Annotated in this window: 19 protein-coding genes; 7 read left to right on the top strand and 12 right to left on the bottom strand. The window is 39.0% G+C overall.

All coding sequences use genetic code 11. The features are described 5' to 3' along the window. Positions 1–176 precede the first annotated feature (176 nt). On the top strand, positions 177–1,808 hold the full coding sequence (locus FNN09_RS08960; RefSeq protein WP_185968948.1) for a tetratricopeptide repeat protein: 1,632 nt from the start codon (positions 177–179) through the stop codon (positions 1,806–1,808). A 34-nt stretch (positions 1,809–1,842) separates the two neighbouring features. Here the strand turns inward: FNN09_RS08960 and FNN09_RS08955 are convergent, their stop codons facing one another. Then, on the bottom strand, positions 1,843–3,267 hold the full coding sequence (locus tag FNN09_RS08955; RefSeq protein WP_143301653.1) for an ATP-dependent RecD-like DNA helicase: 1,425 nt from the start codon (positions 3,265–3,267) through the stop codon (positions 1,843–1,845). 89 nt (positions 3,268–3,356) lie between these two features. On the opposite strand from FNN09_RS08955, the gene FNN09_RS08950 reads away from it, so the two are divergent. From FNN09_RS08950 to rsmD, 3 genes are read left to right on the top strand one after another with little or no spacing between them, the layout of a single operon-like run. Further along, on the top strand, positions 3,357–3,989 hold the full coding sequence (locus FNN09_RS08950; RefSeq protein WP_143301651.1) for a hypothetical protein: 633 nt from the start codon (positions 3,357–3,359) through the stop codon (positions 3,987–3,989). Between the two features lie 4 nt (positions 3,990–3,993). Beyond that, the gene (locus FNN09_RS08945) at positions 3,994–4,848 is read left to right on the top strand and encodes a DUF3822 family protein (RefSeq protein WP_143301649.1); all 855 of its coding nucleotides are present in this window, start codon (positions 3,994–3,996) and stop codon (positions 4,846–4,848) included. Beyond that, a complete protein-coding gene (rsmD, locus tag FNN09_RS08940) occupies positions 4,839–5,396 on the top strand; it encodes a 16S rRNA (guanine(966)-N(2))-methyltransferase RsmD (protein WP_143301647.1) in 558 nt (185 codons plus the stop codon). Before FNN09_RS08945 ends, rsmD begins: the two co-directional genes overlap by 10 nt. Here rsmD and FNN09_RS08935 read toward each other — a convergent pair. The 5 genes from FNN09_RS08935 to FNN09_RS08915 all read right to left on the bottom strand — a co-directional run bounded on the left by FNN09_RS08935 (position 5,380) and on the right by FNN09_RS08915 (position 10,441). Beyond that, positions 5,380–5,916, bottom strand: a complete 537-nt coding sequence (locus FNN09_RS08935; RefSeq protein ID WP_143301645.1) for an NADPH-dependent FMN reductase — start codon at positions 5,914–5,916, stop codon at positions 5,380–5,382. The genes rsmD and FNN09_RS08935 overlap by 17 nt on opposite strands. Before the next feature lie 114 nt (positions 5,917–6,030). Continuing rightward, the gene (locus FNN09_RS08930) at positions 6,031–7,584 is read right to left on the bottom strand and encodes a beta-N-acetylhexosaminidase (RefSeq protein WP_255434075.1); all 1,554 of its coding nucleotides are present in this window, start codon (positions 7,582–7,584) and stop codon (positions 6,031–6,033) included. Between the two features lie 165 nt (positions 7,585–7,749). Next, the gene (locus tag FNN09_RS08925; protein WP_185968947.1) at positions 7,750–8,913 is read right to left on the bottom strand and encodes a DUF819 domain-containing protein; all 1,164 of its coding nucleotides are present in this window, start codon (positions 8,911–8,913) and stop codon (positions 7,750–7,752) included. A 43-nt stretch (positions 8,914–8,956) separates the two neighbouring features. Next, positions 8,957–9,745 carry an MBL fold metallo-hydrolase gene (locus tag FNN09_RS08920; RefSeq protein WP_143301641.1) on the bottom strand — a complete coding sequence of 263 codons (789 nt, stop codon included), beginning with the start codon at positions 9,743–9,745 and terminating at the stop codon, positions 8,957–8,959. Between the two features lie 36 nt (positions 9,746–9,781). Continuing rightward, positions 9,782–10,441: a B3/4 domain-containing protein gene (locus FNN09_RS08915; RefSeq protein ID WP_143301639.1), complete on the bottom strand. Its 660-nt coding sequence runs from the start codon at positions 10,439–10,441 to the stop codon at positions 9,782–9,784. A gap of 575 nt (positions 10,442–11,016) precedes the next feature. Here FNN09_RS08915 and FNN09_RS08910 point away from each other — a divergent pair. Continuing rightward, positions 11,017–11,676, top strand: a complete 660-nt coding sequence (locus FNN09_RS08910; RefSeq protein ID WP_143301637.1) for an HAD family phosphatase — start codon at positions 11,017–11,019, stop codon at positions 11,674–11,676. A gap of 7 nt (positions 11,677–11,683) precedes the next feature. Then, positions 11,684–12,145, top strand: a complete 462-nt coding sequence (locus FNN09_RS08905) for a 3-oxoacyl-ACP synthase (RefSeq protein WP_143301634.1) — start codon at positions 11,684–11,686, stop codon at positions 12,143–12,145. A 36-nt stretch (positions 12,146–12,181) separates the two neighbouring features. Here the strand turns inward: FNN09_RS08905 and FNN09_RS08900 are convergent, their stop codons facing one another. The 6 genes from FNN09_RS08900 to FNN09_RS08875 form a co-directional block, all read right to left on the bottom strand. Then, on the bottom strand, positions 12,182–12,508 hold the full coding sequence (locus FNN09_RS08900; RefSeq protein ID WP_143301632.1) for a DUF2149 domain-containing protein: 327 nt from the start codon (positions 12,506–12,508) through the stop codon (positions 12,182–12,184). Positions 12,509–12,586: 78 nt separating this feature from the next. Continuing rightward, positions 12,587–13,180, bottom strand: a complete 594-nt coding sequence (locus tag FNN09_RS08895) for a MotA/TolQ/ExbB proton channel family protein (RefSeq protein ID WP_143301631.1) — start codon at positions 13,178–13,180, stop codon at positions 12,587–12,589. Positions 13,181–13,192: 12 nt separating this feature from the next. Then, on the bottom strand, positions 13,193–13,906 hold the full coding sequence (locus tag FNN09_RS08890; protein WP_143301629.1) for a hypothetical protein: 714 nt from the start codon (positions 13,904–13,906) through the stop codon (positions 13,193–13,195). A 23-nt stretch (positions 13,907–13,929) separates the two neighbouring features. Beyond that, the gene (locus FNN09_RS08885) at positions 13,930–18,135 is read right to left on the bottom strand and encodes a cobaltochelatase subunit CobN (protein ID WP_143301627.1); all 4,206 of its coding nucleotides are present in this window, start codon (positions 18,133–18,135) and stop codon (positions 13,930–13,932) included. 105 nt (positions 18,136–18,240) lie between these two features. Further along, positions 18,241–18,981, bottom strand: coding sequence for an HmuY family protein (locus FNN09_RS08880; protein ID WP_143301626.1), 741 nt, complete (start codon positions 18,979–18,981; stop codon positions 18,241–18,243). A 25-nt stretch (positions 18,982–19,006) separates the two neighbouring features. Further along, positions 19,007–21,271, bottom strand: a complete 2,265-nt coding sequence (locus FNN09_RS08875) for a TonB-dependent siderophore receptor (RefSeq protein ID WP_185968946.1) — start codon at positions 21,269–21,271, stop codon at positions 19,007–19,009. 285 nt (positions 21,272–21,556) lie between these two features. Here FNN09_RS08875 and FNN09_RS08870 point away from each other — a divergent pair, with 285 nt between their 5' ends. Beyond that, complete coding sequence (locus FNN09_RS08870) at positions 21,557–22,435, top strand: ChaN family lipoprotein (RefSeq protein ID WP_143301622.1); 879 nt, start codon at positions 21,557–21,559, stop codon at positions 22,433–22,435. Positions 22,436–22,535: the final 100 nt, after the last annotated feature.

The following is a 22,535-nucleotide window of genomic DNA, read 5'->3' as shown; positions in this document are numbered from 1 at the left end:
CTCAAAAACAGCTTAGACTCTTATGCACGAATAAATTCGCTCATAGAACTAAGTAATTTTGAGCATCCTTTTTTTTCATCGCTCTGTTTGTTTTTTTGCACCAAAAATCAATATTGTAGCAACTTTAAGTACGAAATTATCGTTACAAGGCTATAAAAGACAGAATGCTCAATCGAATGATAAGAACTAAGAATTCGCTACCTATATTTATCCCTTATCTGATACTTTTAATACTTACAAGCCTTTTCCATAGCACAACGGCTTATGGCCAACCAAAGGTTTTTCCGAAAACAGAACTCAAAGTTTCTAATAAATTAACTGATACCATTCAGATTTCAAAAACAATTGAACTATCAAAAGACATTGCTGGGGATAACTTTGAAGAAGCTATAAATTTGGCAAACTTATCTCTCCAAAGTTCTTTACAACTGAAAAGCAAGGCATTTATTGCAAGGTCACAATTTAACTTGGCATACTTACTATTAGAATATGGTGAAAATTTTGATTTACCTAGCGCTTATTTTTACAAGTGTTTACCATACTTTGAAAAGACAAGAGATAAAGAGAAACTATCTCAAATCAACTATTACCTGGGTTATATCTTCTATCGGATAGGCGATAACGAACAAGCTATTAGCAATTATAAAAATAGTCAGAAGCTAGCCGAACAAACAAATGACAGTAGTATGATTGCTAAACTTTCAAATGCATTTGGCAACTACTACCACAGTCGTTTAAAAGACTATGAAAAAGCCCTTAATCACTATAAAAAAGCACAAAGAATAAATCTAGAACTAAATGATAGCATTGGAATTGCTCACCAGTGTAATAATCTTGGAAACATCTATTTATATCAGAAAAATTACGAAAAAGCATACAAACAGTATCAACTAGGCATTGATATTTGTAAAAGTAAAAACTACCCCAAAACACTATCCTTACTTTTGAGCAGCATGGCCAATTACTACCAATGGCTTAACGATGAAACAAATGCTGAGCTGAACTACCTTGAGGCAATAAAGGTTAGTCAAGACAAGCAATTAAAATACAGTTTACTTTACCCCTCAAAGAGATTAACCAAACTATACGAGCAACAACAGAGATACCGAGAAGCATACCAATACCACACATTGCACAACGAAACCTCAGAATATTTAGAGTCGATAAGACACGCGCGCAAAATACACACCCTCAAATGGCAATTCGAACAAGCCAAATACGAAAATGAAATTAATTATAAAAAACGTATAGTAAGCGTTGGATTCATTGCACTTACCCTGCTGTTTTTACTAATAACAAGCTATACTTTAAATAAACTTAAACAAAGACGCTTAATTGAATCTAAGTTAAAACTTGAGCATAAACTAATGAATAATCGTTTGGAGTTCAATACAAAGAAACTTCTAACTCAAACTATTCACATGACACGTTATGCCGAATTGTCTAACACTATAATTACTGAATTAACAAAAGTTAAATACAATATTAAAAAACAAGATCAGGAGCAAATTGACACAATCATCTCCAATCTACGAATCAATCAAAATGAAACTATTTGGGATGAATTTAAAACACACTTTGAACACGTTAATGTCAATTTCTATAAGAACTTACACAATAGACACCCTAACTTAACATCCAATGATGCCAAACTCTGTGCATTTCTTAAACTCAATATGAGTTCAAAAGAAATAGCAGCAATAATGCATAAAAGTGTTGATAGCATAGAATCGGCACGCAAACGACTTCGTAAGAAACTAAACCTACAAAAAGAAGAACAGTTGAACGTGTTTCTAGCAAAATATTAAAGATGAATAAAATGACTCGTTTAATACCTACAACTTAATCTTCAAAAAAATCATCTTTAAAATTAACAAGGTATACACGTTCTGTAGCACGGGTTATGGCCGTATAAAGCCAACGAAAATAACCAATACCTAAATGCTCTTCTGGAATATATCCTTGATCTATAAAAATAGCTTTCCATTGACCTCCCTGCGATTTATGGCAAGTCATGGCATAAGCGTATTTAACTTGCAAGGCGTTATAATATGGGTTCTCTTTTAATTTCTCGTATCGCTTGCGTTGCGATTTCTCATCCTCATAATCTTCCATTACCTGTTTGAAAAATGCTTCTTGCTCCTCTTTTGAAAAACCAGCTGTTTCGCTGTGCAAAGCATCCATCACTATTTTCACATCTATCTCCAAGTGCTCGTAATCACTTAAGCGGATGGTAACATTCGCAAATTTACGATCATATAATTCTTCGTATCCATTTATCCTTACTACTTCGGCAATATCACCATTGGCAATAAAGTCAGCTTCTTTGCTATCTTTTAACCAATGGTAGTTATTCTTCATAATTAATAAATGATCCGTTACTGTTAGCTCTTCTTCGCGATAAAGAATGCTATTACGAATTCCTTGATTAAACAAAGTCGCCCTTTTGTTTGATCGACAAACCACCAGTGTTTCATCCAAACCATAATTTTCCTGACACCAATTTAATTCATCAATCAGCTCTTCGCCTGATAAACGTTTAAAATCAGGATAACCTTTACTTTCCAAAGCTGGATAGGCACCATCAGCAAGGCCATCATCCAGCATAAAACGTAATTTACTAGCGTTATACAAAATACCACTGTCCTGCTCTTGCCTTACCACCTCACTTAAAAAATAATCCTCGACATACATGCCCAAGCTTTCCAAATACAACTTATCCAAAGCGGGACTTTCGTCAAAACCAACTGGGGGCAACTGAGCTACGTCACCAATAATAATGAGCTTACATCGGCTATTGGTAAAAACAAAATTGAGTAAATCCTCTAATAATCGACCTGTTCCAAACACCGTGTAATCCATGCTACTATTCGAAATCATGGATGCCTCATCAACAATAAAAACAGCTTCCTTGGCCTTATTATAGTTCAGATTAAAAGATCCGAAGTCATCATTGGATGATTGACGGCGGTAAATCATTTTATGAATGGTATAAGCCGACTTCTGCGTATAACTACTCAAAACCTTTGCAGCTCGTCCAGTAGGCGCCATTAATTGGCTCGGTATCTTTAATTCATCCAACACATCGGTAAAAGCTTTCATCAGGGATGTTTTACCAGTACCTGCATATCCTTTAATTAGACATACCGACGGCGACTGTTCAGACATGATAAATTGCCCCAACCCATCCATCAATAATGCTTGTGATGATGTTGGTTCGAACTCAAATTTCTCCTTAATTAACGTTGTTATATGATTATTTAGCATTTTTAATGTAGATAAAAGCTATTTAAAAACTGAAATTTGATTTTTTTTTTAAATTTGTGCATTCAAACTAAAACAAAAATCCGAAGATAATGAAAACAGTTATTCAGATTGTTCTTACTATTGCAATTATCGCGCTAGGTTACTATTGTGTTGAAAGTATTAATAAGCCAATTCGTTTTCAAGAGCAGGAAGCTTTAAGAAAACAAGCAAACGTTGACAGACTTATTCTTACCAGAGATGCGCAAGTAGCTTACAAATCTGTTTATAATAAATACACAGGTAGCTATGATACATTGATTAACTTCGTCCTAAACGACTCACTTCCATTGGTAAAAAAAGAAGGAAGTTTAACAGACAGCATGCGTGAAGCAGGCATCACTGAGCTTAAAGCATTGGCACTTGGTATCATCAGCCGTGATACAATTCGTGTAAGTGTAAAAGATTCTTTGTTTCCAGCTAATTACCCTGTTGATTCATTAAAGTTTATCCCTTACGTAGAAGGTGGAAAAACTTATGAAATGGGTGCTGGTATTGTTGTAACAGGATCTGGAGTAAAAGTTCAGGTATTTGAAGCAAAGGTACACAACAACATTTACCTTGCTGGACTTGAATTACAAGAAATTATTAACCTTAACGATAAGACTGAGAAGTTGGAAAGATATCCTGGTCTTAAAGTTGGTTCGTTAGAAGCTGCTAACAATAACGCAGGTAACTGGGAATAATTTTATGACCAAGACTTACCTTGTTGATCAGTCTTTTGACGCAAGTATTACAACATCTTATTTTTTGTCCATCCGATCTTCTTCGGGTGGACTTTCTTTTTGTGTACTAGACCCTGTTACCAATACCTATATTGCTTTTGCTAATATTCCTTTTGTGGATAAAAGTGCTGATGGTATTAAAACACAAGAAGTATTGTTGCAGGAGGAGTTGTTGCAACTTCCCTATAAGAAAGTCCTGTTTTTATATGAATCGACCAAAGCAACCTTGGTACCATCGGCCTTATACGACCAAAGCAAGCACCACGAATTGTTTGCTCTTAACCATAGTGCCACGGATGATGAAATAGAGTTGACAGCACAAAAAATAAGAATGGCTGATGCCTGGAACTTGTTTAGCATCCCTCGGTTCATGTACCATCTGGTAAAAACACAGTTCGAAAGCGTTTCGTTTTACCAGCATTACTCACCATTTGTTGAAACATGCTTGCTGGCCAGCCAGAAAAAACAAGGGGAATCGGTAATGCACATCAGCGTGCACGAGCACTTTTTTGATTTGGTAGTGCTCAAAAATCGAAAAATGGTGCTTTGTAACTCCTATAATTACAAACACCTTAACGACTTTCTTTATTTTGTTCTTTTTGCTTTTGAGCAACTTGCATTGGACGCTAAACAAACACAGGTTATACTGCATGGCATCAGTAACAAGCAAAATCCTTTGTATAAAGAATTAAAAAAGTATTTGCAACAGGCAAATATTAGCAAGGCAACAACTCAATTCAAATTTAGCAGTCACATGCGCATTCAAGAGAGTGACAAATTACTGTTTCATAACTTATTTAATCTGGCCATATGCGTATAATTAGTGGGTATTTAAAGGGTCGTCGTTTTTCGCCCCCAAAGAGCTTTAAAGCACGCCCTACAACCGACATTGCTCGCGAGAGCCTATTCAATGTTCTCAACAATCGCGTTGACTTTGAAGATTTAAAGGTTCTGGACTTATTTGCAGGCACTGGCAGTATATCCTATGAATTTGCTTCGCGCGGATGCACCGATGTAACCACCGTGGAGATGAATTACAAGCACTATAGTTACATTAAATCGATGCTTGCCGAGCTGGAGCTGGAAGATGACATTCAGCTATTTAAAGCAGATGCCTTTAAGTACATGCAAAAAAGCAGTGTTCAATACGATTTGGTGTTTGCCGATCCACCTTTTGACCTCAAGAACTTTGACAGTATACCCGATCAATTCTTTAAAAATAGCTTATTAAAGGATGATGGCATTTTTATACTTGAGCACTCGGACAAAATGAGCTTTGAGAAACACAGCCACTTTTCAGAACTAAAGAAATATGGTAAAGTTCACTTCTCATTTTTTAAGCCTCAACAACTTACAAAGCCTGTTTAAATAAAGCTATCTTCTCATTCAATTCCTGAGCTAAACCAGTGTCAACTATTCCTTTTTCCTTGTCGTAATTACTATGAAAGGATGGCAATGAGAAACTACCCACTAGCTTTTTATTGGTATAGGAATAGGCTTGCGTAGCGATATCGAGCACTGTTTTACCTCCTCTGGGTCCTGGCGATGTGGCTAATAACAATAAAGGTTTACTATACCAGAACTCCTTTTCGATGCGCGATACCCAATCATATAAATTTTTATAAGCTACCGAATAAGACCCATTATGCTCGGCCAGGGAAATAATAATACCATCGGCATTTTTAATGAGCTTCTTAAAGCGATGTGCCTCATCAGGCACGCCTAGCTCAGCTTCTTTATCGACGCTAAACAAAGGCATCTCAAAATCATTTAAATCAATTAGATTTATTTGAACATCAGATACTAAGGAAGCAGCATAAGCGGCTAACTGCTTATTGATTGATTGTTTACTTGAACTAGCTCCAAATACTAAGATTGACTTACCCATAACATTATTCTTTACTACAAGAAACAGTTCAACAGTCATTTGGTTTTTTGGCATAAAAAAAGCTGTCAGTTAACAATTCCGACAGCTTCTTCTATTATAATTTTCAATACGTGTTTATTCCATTTCCCAATTAATCAGTTTTGCTTGGTAGAAATCAACACCATTGGCTTTTAATCTTTTTCCGTGCTTGGCTAAACGCTGTTTATAGCTATCCCAATTCAGGTGTCCACTTGGCGACCATCCTATTTCGGCATGACCAATCAAACGAGGGAATACCAAGAATTCGATATCATCCATTGTTTCCACCGTTTCGGTCCATAATGGCGATTCAACACCAAGGATATGTTCCTTATTAATGCCTTCCACTAAGGTTTCAGGATTCCAGTTATAAGCCTCGTCTACTTCAATTAAAGCAGCCCAATCCAAACCAATATGAGTTGTTGAATCATATTTCATATCCAAATAAGTTCGTTTCGATGGCGACATTATAACCTTTGCACCCTTTTGAACTCCCATAACAGCATTTTCGTCCTTAGCCCAATATTGTACAATATCGGTTTCATCCAATTCGGCGAGTGCTATCTCATCCCATCCGAGCATTATTTTACCGTGTTTTTTTACGATGTCTTTGGTACGATTGATAAAGTACACGTAATCCTTTTCTTTGGTTACATGCGACTCATCTCCTCCAATATGAATATAAGGTCCTTCAGTAATAGCAGCTAACTCACGTATCACATCGTCAACAAACTGATAAGTCACTTCTTTACGGGTAGCAAGAGTACTAAAACCAACCTTGGTACCTGTATAAAGGTCTGCTTTTTTATTGGTGCCATTTAACTCGGGATAAGCAGCCACAGCAGCATTGGTATGCCCAGGCATATCAATTTCTGGAACAAGGGTTACAAAACGAGCTTTGGCATAGGCCCCAATTTCTTTATACTGCTCTTGAGTATAGAAACCACTTTCTCCACCACCAACTTCGGTGCGCGCTCCAAAAGAAGTCAATCGTGGCCATGATTTAATTTCAATGCGCCATCCCTGATCATCGGATAGATGCATGTGCAATACATTAATTTTATAGGCAGCTGCTAAATCAATCACTCGCTTAACATCGTCTACGCCAAAGAAGTGACGCGCCACATCCAACATTAAACCACGGTAGGCATATTGTGGATAATCGACAATAGTCCCTGATGGCACCAGCCAAGTGGTTTTCTCTCCCTGATGAAAAGTGGCCATTTGCACAAGTGTTTGTACACCACGAAATATACCAACAGGCGTGTTAGCAGAAATAGTCAAGAGCTTCTCTCCCACCTTTAATTCATAACCTTCATCCCCCAATTGTGCTTTATTCTCTTTGTTCAGCAAAATATTAATACCATGTGCAGCAGGCTCTGACACAACTTGCACATCCAAAGACAAATCTGTTTCGTGATGCAATTGTTTTTTTAATAAATGAGCCGTTTGGCTTAATTCATCACTTCCCTCATGCACATAAATGGCGGTATTCTCATTCAATTGAAATGAACCTCCCGTTGCTTCAACCTTTACAGGTAAAGGAATTAAGCTAACTGCATTTAAATCTGCAGGTATGGGCTGATGGCAGGATACCAGCGACTGCAACAGCAGTCCTACAGCCAAAGCTGCGAATGTTTTCTTCATCATCGTAAAATATTTTAGTTTATCGGTTTCAGTGCGATTTAGCTACATAAATAACAATAGCGCAACCGCTTGCTCAAATATATAAAAAAGACTTGCGATACCTTACTTTTTAACAAATAAAAAGGCATCGCAAGTGCGATGCCCTATCAATTGCTTTAATATTTTCAACTAGGTTAAGGCCAAAGCAATGCTAACGCCTATAAATGTGCCGATAACATAGCCTAGTATTCCTACCAGAATAGCTGGTGTTACCATGCGCTTTTGCCCTAACGAAGCAGCCATAGGTGCTGCTACCGAGGGTCCCATTATATTGGCGGCAGATGACACAATAACTTCATAAACATTTAATTTGAAAAGACGAGCCGAAAATAACAGGAACAAAAAGTGAAATACCATGATGATCATGTAAAACAGCAAGAGAGACGGCCCAACTTTTAGTACTTCGTAAATATTGGTTGAAGCACCTATAACCGCTAGAAAGGCATACATCATCCACAGCCCAATAGTGAAAGAAGTTGTTTCCAAAGGTTTTAATTTGGATGGTATTAGGTTGGCCACGATTAATGACAATACAGTGATTAACAAAATACTCAAGTTAAGATCAGTTCCAATCCATTGCTGTAAATATGGAGCTAACCATTGCCCTGCAGCTGCTAGGCCAACCGCCAAAAATACAGAAACAGCAATGCGCTCCATGGTAACAGGCGATTGAACGAACTCTTCATCAGGTTGCACTTCAGTTTTCTCTGTTTTCTTGGCCCAAAAGCGATTCAGAAATGTTAAAGCAGGCACTAGGAATAAAAACAAGACATATAAATTGGCTACGAAGTTATCCACCGCTATGGTTGCCGAAAAATAAGGGTTTGTACTAAAGTTTAATGTTTCGCCAGTCGCTACGAAATTAATACTCCCCCCTACTAAGGTAGCAGCTATAACACCTGCTGTGTTGCCTGCATCATCGCCCAGATCAATTATAAAATACGCTACAAAACACCCTACAACCACACCAATGGCACCTATAATAAAAGCCAGCATTAGCTTACCACTCTCACGAATAATTTTAACAATATTAGAACTAAATAGTAAGAGGGGAATTGAAATAGGTATGAAATAGTCAAATACCATATCGTAAACAGCTACTGAAGCACCAGTGCCAGAGCCTACAGGAACAAAGCCAACCATTGCTAGAATAGACATGGAAATCATTGTAACCAAGATACCTGACACTTTGCCAAACCATTTTTTATGCTCGGACCAAATACCAAAAGCGGCAGCAGCGAATACCATGGTTAATACTAAAAAGTGTTGATCGGCTTGTATAATTGAATTCATAGAATTTTTTTTTCGTTCGTCGATTAGATAATTAAAAGAAGCATTAATCATTGAATAAAGCCAACTGCTCTTCTCCAATTGTTACTATTTCGGATGGTGCATAGCGGTTGGTTGGCAATATCTTGTATTTATCAGTGAGGTGTTCAAAGGCTTTCATGGCTATTTCAACCCGATTGTTGTCAGCTGATATATGCGATAGAAATACGGTGTGTAAATTGGATGTCCCCATCTGTTCGAGCAATTCAACAGCCTGCTTATTACTTAAGTGGCCTTTATCCGATTTTACACGTTGCTTTAAATGGTATGGATAAGGTCCGTCTTCCAGTAATTGCTCGTCGTAATTACTTTCTAAAAAAGCAATATCACAAGCATGAAGATGCTTTTTCAAATTATTGCAGGCCTCTCCTATATCGGTCATCACACCAACATTTAAACCATTTACCTCAACCCTAAAACTTGTTGGATCAATGGCATCGTGCTGCTTTTTAAACGAATGAATAACAAAAGCTCCCAGCTTAATCGATTCGCCTGCTTTAAACACATGCGCCGACTTTGGATGGTAGTTACGGTGTGCCTTTTGTAAGGTATCACGTGTTAAATAGCCTGTTATTCCATTTACATCGCACAACACTCGCAAACCACGAATATGGTCGGCATGCTCATGGGTAATAAACACTGCTTTTACCCTTGAAATATCCAGGCGCAATTCTTTCATGCGCTTCATTATCTGACGGCGCGATATACCTGCATCTACTAATATGGCTTCTTTCTCTGTTCCTATGTAATAACAATTGCCGTTACTCCCCGAGGCGATTGCACAAACTTTTATCATCCCTAACCTATTTTCTTAAGCTATTAACTGCTTTTTTCAGCCTACAAAGAAACGTTCAATTTCCTTTCCATTTGCATACTGCTCCAATAATTTTTTTGCCTCATCCAAGGCAGCATTAATGGTTTCTTGTCCTTCAAAACCGATAATAATCATCAGAAACTTGCTGGTACCCTCACTTACCATGGTTCGAACTGAATCACTTGTTGGATTTCCAAAGGCTCCCAAGTCATCGCGAAAAACAGGTAACTTGGCAATGTTAACATCGCCACGACCAATACCTTGATATGGTTCATTTTCTTCTCCAATACCCATTAACACATCGCCCTTTATGGCATCGTAATTATAACCACATATGGAAAAACCTGTTTTTAAGGATATCAGGTTGAGGATATCAACCACATTATTGATGTGATACAAGCCCTTACCATTGGCCACTCGGCGCAACAAAGCTTCAGCTGCGGGACGATAACGATTCGGATCTTTGCCTAAACTGCGATAGGCGTTTTTGTTGGCCTTAACGGTGCTGAGCTCTCGAATGGTTTCGGGCGTGTGCCTTTGCTCCAAAACCGCAAGTTCATCATTAATCAAACTTAATAATTCACTTGCTGGCTCATTTACCTGCACCTCAATTACAAATCCACCCAATAATAAGGTCGGCAACGTCTCTTTTAATTGTTGATCTAATGTTATGGTCATGTGTAAAAATTGCAGTTAATGATATGAAGACCAAAATAAACAAAAAGATGTAATTAATACCCTTTGTACATCTAAACAACTGGCATAAAAACTATTCGAAAAACACGAATCTCAATAAGTATTGCTATAAAATGGAGCTTTGAGCATGGGGCTTGGTTCTTTATGCTCCGATTTTGATGCCTAATGGCTCGGAACCTAGTGCAATTTGCTTAAAAGAAGAAGCTACTAAGCATTAATGATGAAGCATTATAGCACCGCTTTCACACCTTTATGCTCTACTTTAATGCTCTGAATGGCGAGTTTTGTTTCTAAAGCAGAGAATTCAAAGCCTTCTGGCTCAAAACACCAAGCTTTTTGATTGTATTCCAGCGCTTTTAAACATCAAAGTCAAAGCTTTCTGCTCGAAAGGGCGAGCTTTACAAGCTAGGTTGCTAGCTTTCGGAATCTTAGCTTAAGCTCCTTATTACTCATGAGGAGCGCAAGTATAGGCGATATGTACTTAAATTAAGGACACCAACCTCATTGACTTACCCATATTAAAACTTTGCACTATTTTAGCAGCCTAAATCAGAACGATGAAACCACAAAATATAAAAGCTGTCTTCTTTGACATGGATGGCGTGCTATACGATTCAATGCCCAATCACGAATACACTTGGATTCATAGCTTGAAAAAATACGGCATTGATTTTCCGGCTGAGGAGGCCTATATGAATGAGGGGCGTACGGGCTTTTCAACCATTCGCATTGCCTTTGAACAATACCTAAATCGCCCAGCGACTAAAGCGGAGGAAGAAGCGGTATATGCTCTTAAAACAAAGCTAATGAGTGAACGCCCTAAGGCTCCCATATTGCCCTGCATGCAAGAGTTACTGGCTGAATTAAAGCAAGCTGGCGTTAATGTGTTTGTGGTAACTGGATCGCGACAACCTGCTTTGGTTGAAAAACTAATGGAGCATTTTAACATCGATGCCGATCACTTGGTAAGCGGTGCCGATGTAAAACAAGGAAAACCTCATCCTGAACCATATTTGATTGCCTGGGAACGATGTGGTTTTAAAAAGGAAGAATGTCTGGTGGTGGAGAATGCACCCATGGGTGTTGAGTCGGCCAAGGCTGCAGGCATATACACCCTAGCAGTTAATACAGGCAAACTAGCTGATCAGGTACTGCTTGATGCTGGCGCCGATGAGTTATTTGCTAGTACAACTTCCCTCTATCAATCATTTAATTAACTGTTAGATGAGTATTAATTCAGAAACAAAAAAGGCACTAGTTGAGCACCTCACTACCACTATAGATAAAAAGCTTAGTGCTATTCAGCAAGAAATAGCTGATATACGAGAATCGATGGCCAACGACACGAAAAGCAGTGCTGGCGATAAATTTGAAACAGGCCGTGAGATGATGCAGATTGAACTGAACAAAAACCAGGATCAACTCAATAAACAACTAGGCCTGAAAAAAGATTTAGCGCAAATTGACTTGCATAAGACTCACACAAATGTTGATTTTGGCAGTTTAGTTATAACCAATAAGGGCCACTATTTTATGCCTGTCGCCCTGGGTAAAATCAATGTTGATGGGGTGGAGTACTTTGCACTATCTATGGCCTCGCCTGTTGGTCAGGCATTAAAAGGCGCAAAGCTTGGCGATGAAATTAGTTTTAATAAGCAGCGTATTTCAGTAGCAGCCATTTATTAGCACCAGCTGCTACTGAAAAAAGTGATTAAACTATAGCTACTCAGGAATATAAATTATCTCCCCATTCTCTAACTGATAAGCAACGCCTACCCTTTTTCCTTTGTTGCCCGATGACGAGCTTTCATCAGATGCTTTGTAGGTCTCAATCTTCTCCCCTTCTTTAGTAATGATTTCCATGTTTTCTTTACCCGGATTTTTTACCATGGTAAAATCCTCCTTAGAAAACATCTCAGTCATTTTATAGCGAGCCACCAAAGCCACCATTAAAGCCAGAGCAAACACCATGGCGACATCAAATAAATTAGCAACGGTAGCCATTGGGTCTATATCTTCTTCTTGTAAAAAACGTTTTGATCGACGCATAATACTCTCTTTTTACTATTAATTAGATCGAAGTGTCGGCATACGGCTTGCGTATACCAATCTCTATATACTTCTTGCTTACTTAACCTTTTTAAGTAGCTCCACCACAAATTCCAGGTTATTAATATCGGCAGCAAACCAACGGCGTTTTACCTGAAGGACAATGAAACCAACGGCTCCAATCAACAAACCGATTACTGTTGTTGCAAAAGCCACCTGCATGTTTGAAGCCATAGAAGCAATATCGCCCGATGCCAAACCCACAAGGGCAGGACCCATCGGAATAAGGGTACCCATCAGCCCTAGTATTGGCCCTAGTTTGGCAAGCGCCTGGCTACCAGCCATCTCTTTTTGGCAATGTATTTCAAAATCGTTTAAAGCCTTATCGTAATACACCTCTTGCGGCAAACATGTTAATAGTTTATTGAGGTAAATGGAGCTAATAAGCTTATCATTCTTCTTCACATTTTCTAAAGAAGATCGTACATTCTCGGTAGTTAAAGCATCGAAAACTGTTTTCATCTGCTTATTAAACTTCAACTTTTGAATGTACATGCTGTAAAAGGAACCTATCAGCATAAGCGCCCTTGCAAAAAACAAGAGCAATAACACAATAACAGGCACTAATAACCCCGTTGATATCCAGTATAATATTTTTGTTATTTCATCCATTATTAAAATTGTTTATCCGTTTAATTGTTGTGTTGATGACTTGATAAATCGCTTTATCTTAATTTGATACCAGAAAGAGCCTAACAGACTTCCTCCTAGCAAACAGGTAATCATCACTAAAGTGGGCATTAGCGAAATAGCAGAATGTTCAGCTTGCTGTACGGGTAAGCGCAGCATAACTACCGAAAGAATCACACCTCCTGATAACTGAAGCAAGTGAACTACAAATTTCATTTCTAGTTGTAGGTCAAATTCGGGTATCAGCTTTTTAAAACACCATCCGATAAGGTAAATACCTAGTATGGCCAAGACTGCAATACCAACAGCCAAAACCGGAAAGCTCATACCATGAACTTGCAAAAACACGAGGCTTTCGAGGTAAAACAAGGCTGGAAAAATGATGATACCAGGTAAGAAAAGTGCGTTCTTAAAAAACGGTTTTACCGGTTCATTATAGTGGTCTCTTATCAAGAATATACTTAATAAGAGACCAGCCAGAGCCTCTACGACTTGCAAGACCACAAAATCCATCATTAAGCTTGAATTGTTTAACGCAGCTCTAAATGTTTTATAACTCTGCTCAATGGCCAAATGGTGCATCCCATATATAAATACAGCTACAAAAGCCAAGCAAGCAAACATTATCCAAGGTTTTTCAAACAGCTGTAGCTGAATAGAAAAGGACAGTATGGCCAGAACAAATAGTATTATTACAAGTGTTTGCATATAATTGTATTAGCTGCTTATTATTAAAGAGATGTGTTAGCTCGACGACGGCGAATAAAAAGGATAGCTAAAAGCAAAACGGCCACAATACCAGCTGCCACAAGCTTAACATCCAATTCCATCGCCATTTCAGCATCTTGCTGTGCCTGTACCTTTTCGTCTTTCTTCAGCACCACATTATCCTCTGCAATCTCCTTTTTTGCCTCCCGAACATTATCTATTTCTTCAGCATAGGCTTCTTTCATCTCAGCAGGTAATTGCTCTGTTATAAAAGCGCGTAGCTTAGCGTTATCACAAACAAAACCGCTACAACCTGCTTCATACTTTTCAATTAATTGGGCGTGTAGTTGTGTCATTGCTTTAACTTGATCGGGCGTAGCCTGCCACATGCCTTTGCGCACCGTTTCGAGCATTACGGCTGTCATCTCTTGCAATGCATACGGGTTCTCTCGTTCGAAAAACTCTTGCACTTGTAAGTTTAATTTGTTATCAACGTATACATCGTACAGGTCGTTCCACAAGCGCTCTTCCACCACCGAGGGTTTCATCACATTCCATCCAAAGGTATTACGGAATGTTTCGGCAAATGTGGCTGCTGAAGACGCCCCACCTTTCATGTACTCTTTAATGTATCGCTCATTTAACAAGGTAGTACGACTCTCAACGCCAATGGCCTCTTTTAAGCCTTGCACCCGTGGATTCGACGAGTTACGAAAATCATTGAAATACGATTCGGCATCGTTGCCCGTTACCTCTTTCACAGCCAGATTTAAACCACCCATAAACTCATACACATGATCGAGACTTAAGGCTCCCCAGGTATTACTCTGTCGTGGTTGAACAACTGCTTCGGTATTAAGTAAAGCAGCTTCAAATACACCTTTATTAAAACTTCCCCAATCATCTTCGCTGCCATAAACAGCACCCATGTTGTTGATATAAGTTTGTGCCACTGTTTTAGTGCTGTCCCAGCGATCGCTTTGTTCAACCAAGCCCATAATACTAGCGCCATAGTTACCATTAACTCCGCCAAATACACGTTGTCCGGCAAAAGCCCTTGCTTCTTTTGGCGAAAAACCTTTTTCAATTAATAGCTTCTCGGCATCGGCAATACCCTTGGATACAAAATTGACACCAGAGCTTTGTTCTGCTTTGGCTGCCATGGCAATGGCACGGTTAATAATGACAAGCCGAGAAGCTGCCAAATCGCGCAACTGACCCGAGGTTTGCACCACCACATCAATACGCGGACGTTCCAATTCCTCTTCCGTCATCAAGCGTAGGTCATTCATTTTACCGCGAGGTGTCCAAACAGGTTCAACTCCTAACATGTACAGAATTTGAGCGATGGTAGTTCCTTCCGACTCAATAAAGCTACCAGCCCAAAGGGTAAAGCTTATTTTTTCGGGGTACTTACCATGCTTTTTCTGATAATCATCAAGCAAGTCATCCCCTAGTTTCTTAGCTACCTTCCAGGCCTCCTTACTTGGTGTTTGCTCGGCATTAACCGCAAATAAGTTACGCCCAGTTGGCACACTCTCGGGATTGGCCACAGGGTCGCCACCTGGAGATGGAGCAGTATAACCTCCATTTAAAGCATTAAGTATTCCCTGCATTTCTGCATCTGGGCTGTTTCGCAATTCTTCCTTTTTACTGATGATAGAAAGCAAGGTATTCTCCACATTGAAAATAGCAGTGGCAAAAGCTTCCTCAACCGGATTCGCAGGTTCAATCTTAGGCGTAGCACCCGTTTTACCATCAACTTTTTTCTTTGCTTTATCCGGATGATCTTTCGTCTCTCCTTGGTTTTGTTTACTGGCCGCTTCCTTTTTGACTTTCATAGTCGCCATTTTTTGTGATTTCAACTTTTGTGCTGCTTGCTTCCTTTCCTTTTTAAAGTCTAGCGCACGTTGATAATCATTGGCATTAATTACCTGCTTACGAATGGATTCTGTTTGACCAGTACGAATAAGCTCAGCAACATACCTATCGCTTGGATTGGTGTATTTCGTTCTGAAAAACACTTTATTGCGCAGCTCGTTACGAGTCACAATTTCTTTCTGCAAATCTACCTCTGCCAAATGATAAGCCAGTTCATCTACATGCATCATCTGCACCATTTCATCTAACTTTTCTGCGGTGTAAGGTTCTCCCATGGTGTATAATCCACCAGTTACTTTCTCATGCGATAATTCTTCTAAAAAGTTCAGGATACGTGTCATCTCCTCATCAGAATACGGCTCATCAATACTGTTATTCAAACCAAGTTCATCGTGCATCCCTTCTTCAACAATCATTTTCTTAACCGTTAAGGCATATTCACGCTTTAAAGAGCCCTTAGCTGTTGTGTACTGATTTATTTTTTGCATCAATATTTGCTTCGACTCCATGGCATTGGCCGACATAAAAGGCGGTGTTAAATAAGTCTGTAGTGCTGCATAGCTACGTCGTTTGGCAATCATCCCTTCTCCAACATTGCTTATGGTGTACACATAATTGTGTGGAGTGGTACCAATTAGTGGGTCGGTCCAATCGTAATCTGATAAGGCAATTTGTTTACCCGGCGTAAACTCTAAACTACCATGTGTACCAAAGTGAAAAATTGCATCGGCTTCAAATGCTTTTTGTATCCACAAATAAGGTGCAATATAAGTGTGGGGTGGCGCTACTTTAGCTCCGTGTATCAGTTGAAAAGCATTATCTCCCAGTCCGGGCATTTGCTGCGGTAACAGCACCACGTTACCAAACTGCACGCGCGCCACAGCAATGTATTCTTGTTCATCTTTATAAACAGCCATGTATGAACCTGGTGCCTTACCATAACGCTCCTCCACGTCAGATATCATTTCGGCTTGCAATGTTTCGCGACACCACGCATTGTAATCCTCTACTTTAACTAACTCAGGCTGACCAGTAGCTAGATAATTATCGAAAGCCCCCTCGGCATAGGTACCTAAAACCGGTCCTTTCGTCATTACTACTTTTTCAAATGATGGATAATCTTTTGGTAGATCTCCTAAATCATAGCCATTCTTCTGCATCTCAAGCAATACATTGTGTAAAGATGGCAGCACTTCCATATTGGCTGCAGTTAGTGCACTTTTGCCTGGTCCTTTAAAATAAACGAAAGCCACTTTTTTATCGGCACTCTGTTGCTCTTGCAACTGCAAATAGTTAGCCACTATCTGACCAAAGTTCTTTAAGCGATTGGGTACAGCCTTAAAAATGAGGAAACCATTGGCATCTTCATACTCGGCAAAAACAGCATAAGGCACAATGCCTCCATCAAACTCGGGCATGGTCACACTTTGACTCAATAGTCCACCCATCATACCATTTTTGTCGATTAACCAATCTTCGTAACGCTGATGTACTGTAATTGGGCATAGAACTGGAATGTTTTGTTTCTTAAGCCATTGATTGATTAAGGGTGCTGAACCACCCATGGATAAACGACCATGTGGCAGGTACACAATTATATCAGGACTAATTTCTTTCATATAGTTTAAGCGGCCACGAAAACCAGAGACCGGGTACACATTGGTTCCACGGTTTTGCAGCTCTTCAATCATACTATTTAAATGATCGCGATTGGCATTGAACGGGCCGGGTATACTGGTAAAAAAGAGGACTTTTTTCTGTCCTTCTTTATGAAAACCTTCAGCCTTGCAATAGGTTTCAAAGTCAGCTACCTTTTCAAAAGCAACATCCTCATCTACATGAAACAGTACATCGGATGATATCTCCAAAGGAGCTTCCGGTTGATTGACAAAAGCTGACTTACCATCCACATTGGTTCGAATGTAGCGCATGGCATTGGCATAGTTTTTATTTCCACCATTATCTAAGTAGGTTTTCACATTGATTTTTACACTATCATTCAGGTTGGTAAGTTCCAAACCTTTTGTTGTGGATGATTGCAAATAAATGCCAGTGGATTTTTCTCCTACCTCATTTATATAAGCCTCTTGTTCGGCTGTTAGTTTTAAGCCCATACCAAAGACTAATAACATGTCGTATTGATCCAACTTTTCAGCTTCGTTTTCATCTTCAAACACATCAACGTTGATAAAATAATTATCAAGCGAACGTGCGATTTTGGTGGACATAAATTCAGGGTAGTTAATTAATGCCACCTTGGTTGGTGCCAGCCACTTACTCCATGCCATGTAGCCCATTCCCAAAGCAACAAAGGCTAAAATGACCGTAATGAGGTATTTTTTATTCATTTGTTTGTATAAAAAACGATGTGTATTAAGAGTTAAATAACCACTACCGGGTTCGTTAACCCAGCAGTGGTACGGAAAAACACTAAAATGAAATAGTGTTAGTTTTTAATTCATTTCTTCGGGTAAAACACTCGCTACCAATGCGTATTCAATGCTTATAACACGATCTGCGGTTGTATCGCCATAAAAACCAACTACACGAAGTTTATAATAGTCGCCAGTTTTCATTTTCACAATGAAAAATTTATTACTTAGAACATTGTATTGAAAGGTAGAAAAGTCAAGCACTTTCCAATCAGAACCAATCGTTTCCATATCATCGGAATACTCCAAACCTTCGACATCGCTTATGATTAGATTTGCAAAAGCCTGCGATACCAAGTTTATATCTGAGCTCTCATCATACATCATCTCAGCCACCTGCATACCTTCTTCCATGTTTAACAAAATTCCGGTCATGCCGTATCCTGTGTTTGTTCCATCAGAAGATTGCGTGGTTCCATAATACTTTGTAAATACCAAATCCCAGGCTTCCACATCTGAGTTTTTATTCACAACATAACCTTCTGGCACATCCATTTCATTGGCGGCGTAATCAAAAACATTAAACTGAGTCCATGTATCGGTATCTACTTCGCCATAGGCAACGGCCTCATCCTGACCAAAAGAAAAATAGGTTTGTTGGGCATAGGTACTAATTGGATATCCCTCTGGACTTGTTATAGAACTATATTTTAAATCCGCTTCAAAAGTTTTCATGCCATAATCTTTCACATCAATTTTTTCATCGTCATCACATGCGAATAACACAGTGGCAAGAGCTAAGGATAATAATATCTTCTTCATGATAAGTTTTATTTGTTGTTTGTTATTAATTATTTGAATGATTGAATTTGTAAGTCAAAGAGATAAAGAATGAACGGCCATATGAAATTGGCACGTTGCCCCCACTTGAATGTGCACTTCCTCCACCACTTATGCGATTGACTGATGTTACATCAAACAAGTTTTTAGCACCTGCAGTCATTAGTAGTTTTCGTTTAAAAAAGCTTTTACTTAAGGAGGCGTTCATGGTGTGATAAGCGGCTTGAAAGCCTTCGTTAATTTCTCCATCAGCATCAGTGAAGAAGAAAGGAAGCTCTCCGTTATATTTGTAATCAATTGCCACCGTGATATTGGTGTGTGGCTCAATCCATTTTACACCAGCAAAAAAGTCGTTGGTCACATTGTATTTATCCGAACCATTTGCAGTTGCATAGCTATTAAGGCGTCCTGTAATACCATAGCCAGCACGCAAGGTCAAGTTTTTTTTAAACCCGTAATTAATTTCAAAGTTGGCTCCCGTTGATTGGTATTGATCAATATTTTGATAATAATATTGCGTGCTGCCTTCGTCTTGAACCAAGGCAATCATATTCTCAACATCATTATAATAGGCGGATGCACTTAAGCGCCAACTATGCGCATCTTTTTCAAAACTATAATCAACAGAAGTATTGAAATTGTAGGATGATTCAGCGCTTAAATCGGGATTACCAAAAATCTCGTGGTTGGAGTCTACAAACTCATAATGCAGTTCTTTTACACTCGGCGCCCGAAAGCCCTTGGCGGCAGAAGCACGCCAGTTAAACCCCTCTTTTACCTGCCATTTGGTGTTTATTGAATAGACCAGAGGCGCCTTGTAATCGGTATTATAAGCATAACGTACCCCGGGTTGAATTTCAAAGTTTGGTACAATTGAATAATTCACATTTAAAAACGCAGCGTAATCGCCCAAGCTTTGTGCACCATCGGCAATTCTAGGTCCTTCCATGGTTTCCACATTAATATCAGCACCCGCCTGATAAGATAGAACACCAGGTACAATGGCCTGACTATAAATAGCACGCACCATCTTCTGATTGGCTTCCTGCGTTGTTTCTATCTCACTCCAATGCTCTTCTAAGGTGGATAAATCTTTGGTCAGGTTCTGCGATGAACGATCGTATAGATTATAGCTACTCACTACATTTAGGGAGTTGCCCTTTTCCCAAATTTTATTTAGGCCAATACTAAAGTCGTAACGGCTAGTGTAGTAGTAAGTATCGTACACTTTTGTTCCCGATAAATTACTTTTATGGTATAGCTCATCGCTGTACATTCCAAATCGGCCAGTCAACTGCCAATCATTTTTATTATATGAATAATTTGTATTAAAGCGATAAAGGTTCTTTGGCTTCCAATCCATCTGCCGTGTTGATTCGTCAAAATTAACACCGGAGAAATACTCATAACCGCCCTCGGCAGATACTGTATGCGCTCCCCACTTTTTGGCAACAGAAGCATTACCTGCATAACGACCAACACTTTCGGCATACGCATTAACCTGCCCGCTTAACTCATGATAAAAATTCTTTTTAGTAATGATGTTAATGGTCCCGGCCAACGCATTATTTCCATAAACCACCGACATAGGCCCCTCAATAACTTCTATTTGCTTTACATTGGCGAGGTTAATCTGGCTTAAGTCCACATTACCATCCAAACGCCCAATTACTGGCACGCCATCTATCATTATCTTCACATTCTGCCCACTCATACCCAGCATTTCAATTTGACTACCAAGTACCAAATCATTTGACATACGGATATTAGCTTCAGTCATTAAAATCTCACTCAAATTAACAGCACCCGATTGTTGTATTTTCTCTTCACTAATTAACTTGACTTTATAGATTGAGCTATCTACAGGCATTGGCTGACTAGAGCCAGTGACTATCACTTGATCAATGTTAAACACATCCGTTTTTAAGGGTATTGATGCTCCATCATTAATACCTTCGAGGGCTAGATAAGAGGTTACATAACCCATTGATGAGATAGCAACAACTCCTTTCTTGTTAGCATACAAAAGCCGTGCGTTTCCATTAACATCCGACACCTCGTAAACCTTTCGTCCATCCGCTAATTCAATACAGATATGTGCTCCTATCAAAGGTGTTTCATCTACGGGATCAACAATTTTAATAGTACATTCTTTTGATAGGGGAAGTGGGTCAATATCGGCTTGCCCTTTCAAGGGCGTTAAATGTAATAAGCAAACAAATGTGGCCGTATAACTCCAAAGTCGCTTAGCACTGAATGGTTGTATTTTCATTTTGGGTGTCTGTGTGATTCTAAAAAGGTTAGCTTTTTTCTCTGAGACAAAATTATAGGCCATAATACCGGCTCACAATCCCGACAAATAAGGAAAACACACCAAAGAAAGCCAACAGAAACAAATGCTAACCATTAGATAATAAGCCTAATAATTAACTCTATCCCCAATAATGGCTAACCATATATGATTAGTTGCTTAATTCTATAGCCTTAACTTTACGGCTGATAAACAATACTACGTCTGTAGTGTTAGAATTTGTAATCACTCTGAAATAAAAATAAAATGAAGATTCAACTTGCATCCGTTCTTATTGGCAGCCTACTTATTTTTAGCTCCTTTAAACCCGATAAGCCAGCCTACAAGCTCTATAATGGCAAGGGCAAAGAGATTAAATACAAAAAGATGATTAAGGAACTATCTGAATATGATATCGTTCTATTTGGAGAATACCACAATAACCCCATTTCGCACTGGCTAGAGCTTCAGGTAACCCAATCGCTTTACCTCGCTAAAAATGGTAACCTTTCCATGGGAGCCGAAATGTTTGAGGCCGACAATCAACTCATCGTGGACGAATACATGAATGGCATTATCTCGCAATCTAAATTTGAAGCCGAATGTCGCCTATGGAGCAATTACGATACTGACTATGAGCCATTAATTCGATTTGCTAAAGATTCAACCATACAGTTTGTAGCCAGTAATATTCCGCGCCGTTATGCATCGGTGGTGCATAAACAAGGAATTGATAAACTTAATGAGCTAAGTGATGAAGCCAAACGCTATATTGCACCTCTGCCTGTTGAGTTTGATGCCGATTCGCTATTAATTGCAAAAATGGGTGGAATGATGGGTAAAGGTTCATTGTCAATAGCCAAAGCGCAAGCCATGAAAGATGCTACAATGGCTTGGTTTATCACGCAAAATCGTGAGGATGACAAACTATTTATTCATTACAATGGTAGTTTCCATTCCGATGATGATGGAGGCATTAGAAAGTACCTTCAAATTTATCAACCTGGTGTGCGAGTTAAATGCATAACAACTGTTTCTCAAGATCAGATGAACAAGTTGGATGATGACTACCTAAACAAAGCCGACTACATTATTTGTGTTCCTTCAGACATGACTAAAACTTATGTTGGGATGAGAAGTAAATAAAATTGCATTCAGTCCAGTGCTTGGATTTATTTGGAAGTTCCATGTGGTAAATGAAAGAAATAGATATACAAAACAACCCTTTATAACTGTTTTTCGTCAT

This window comes from Carboxylicivirga sp. M1479 (genome assembly GCF_007097485.1).
GTDB lineage: Bacteria > Bacteroidota > Bacteroidia > Bacteroidales > Marinilabiliaceae > Carboxylicivirga.
Note: the sequence above shows the minus strand (reverse complement) of the source record. Positions and strands in the feature narration are given on the sequence as shown.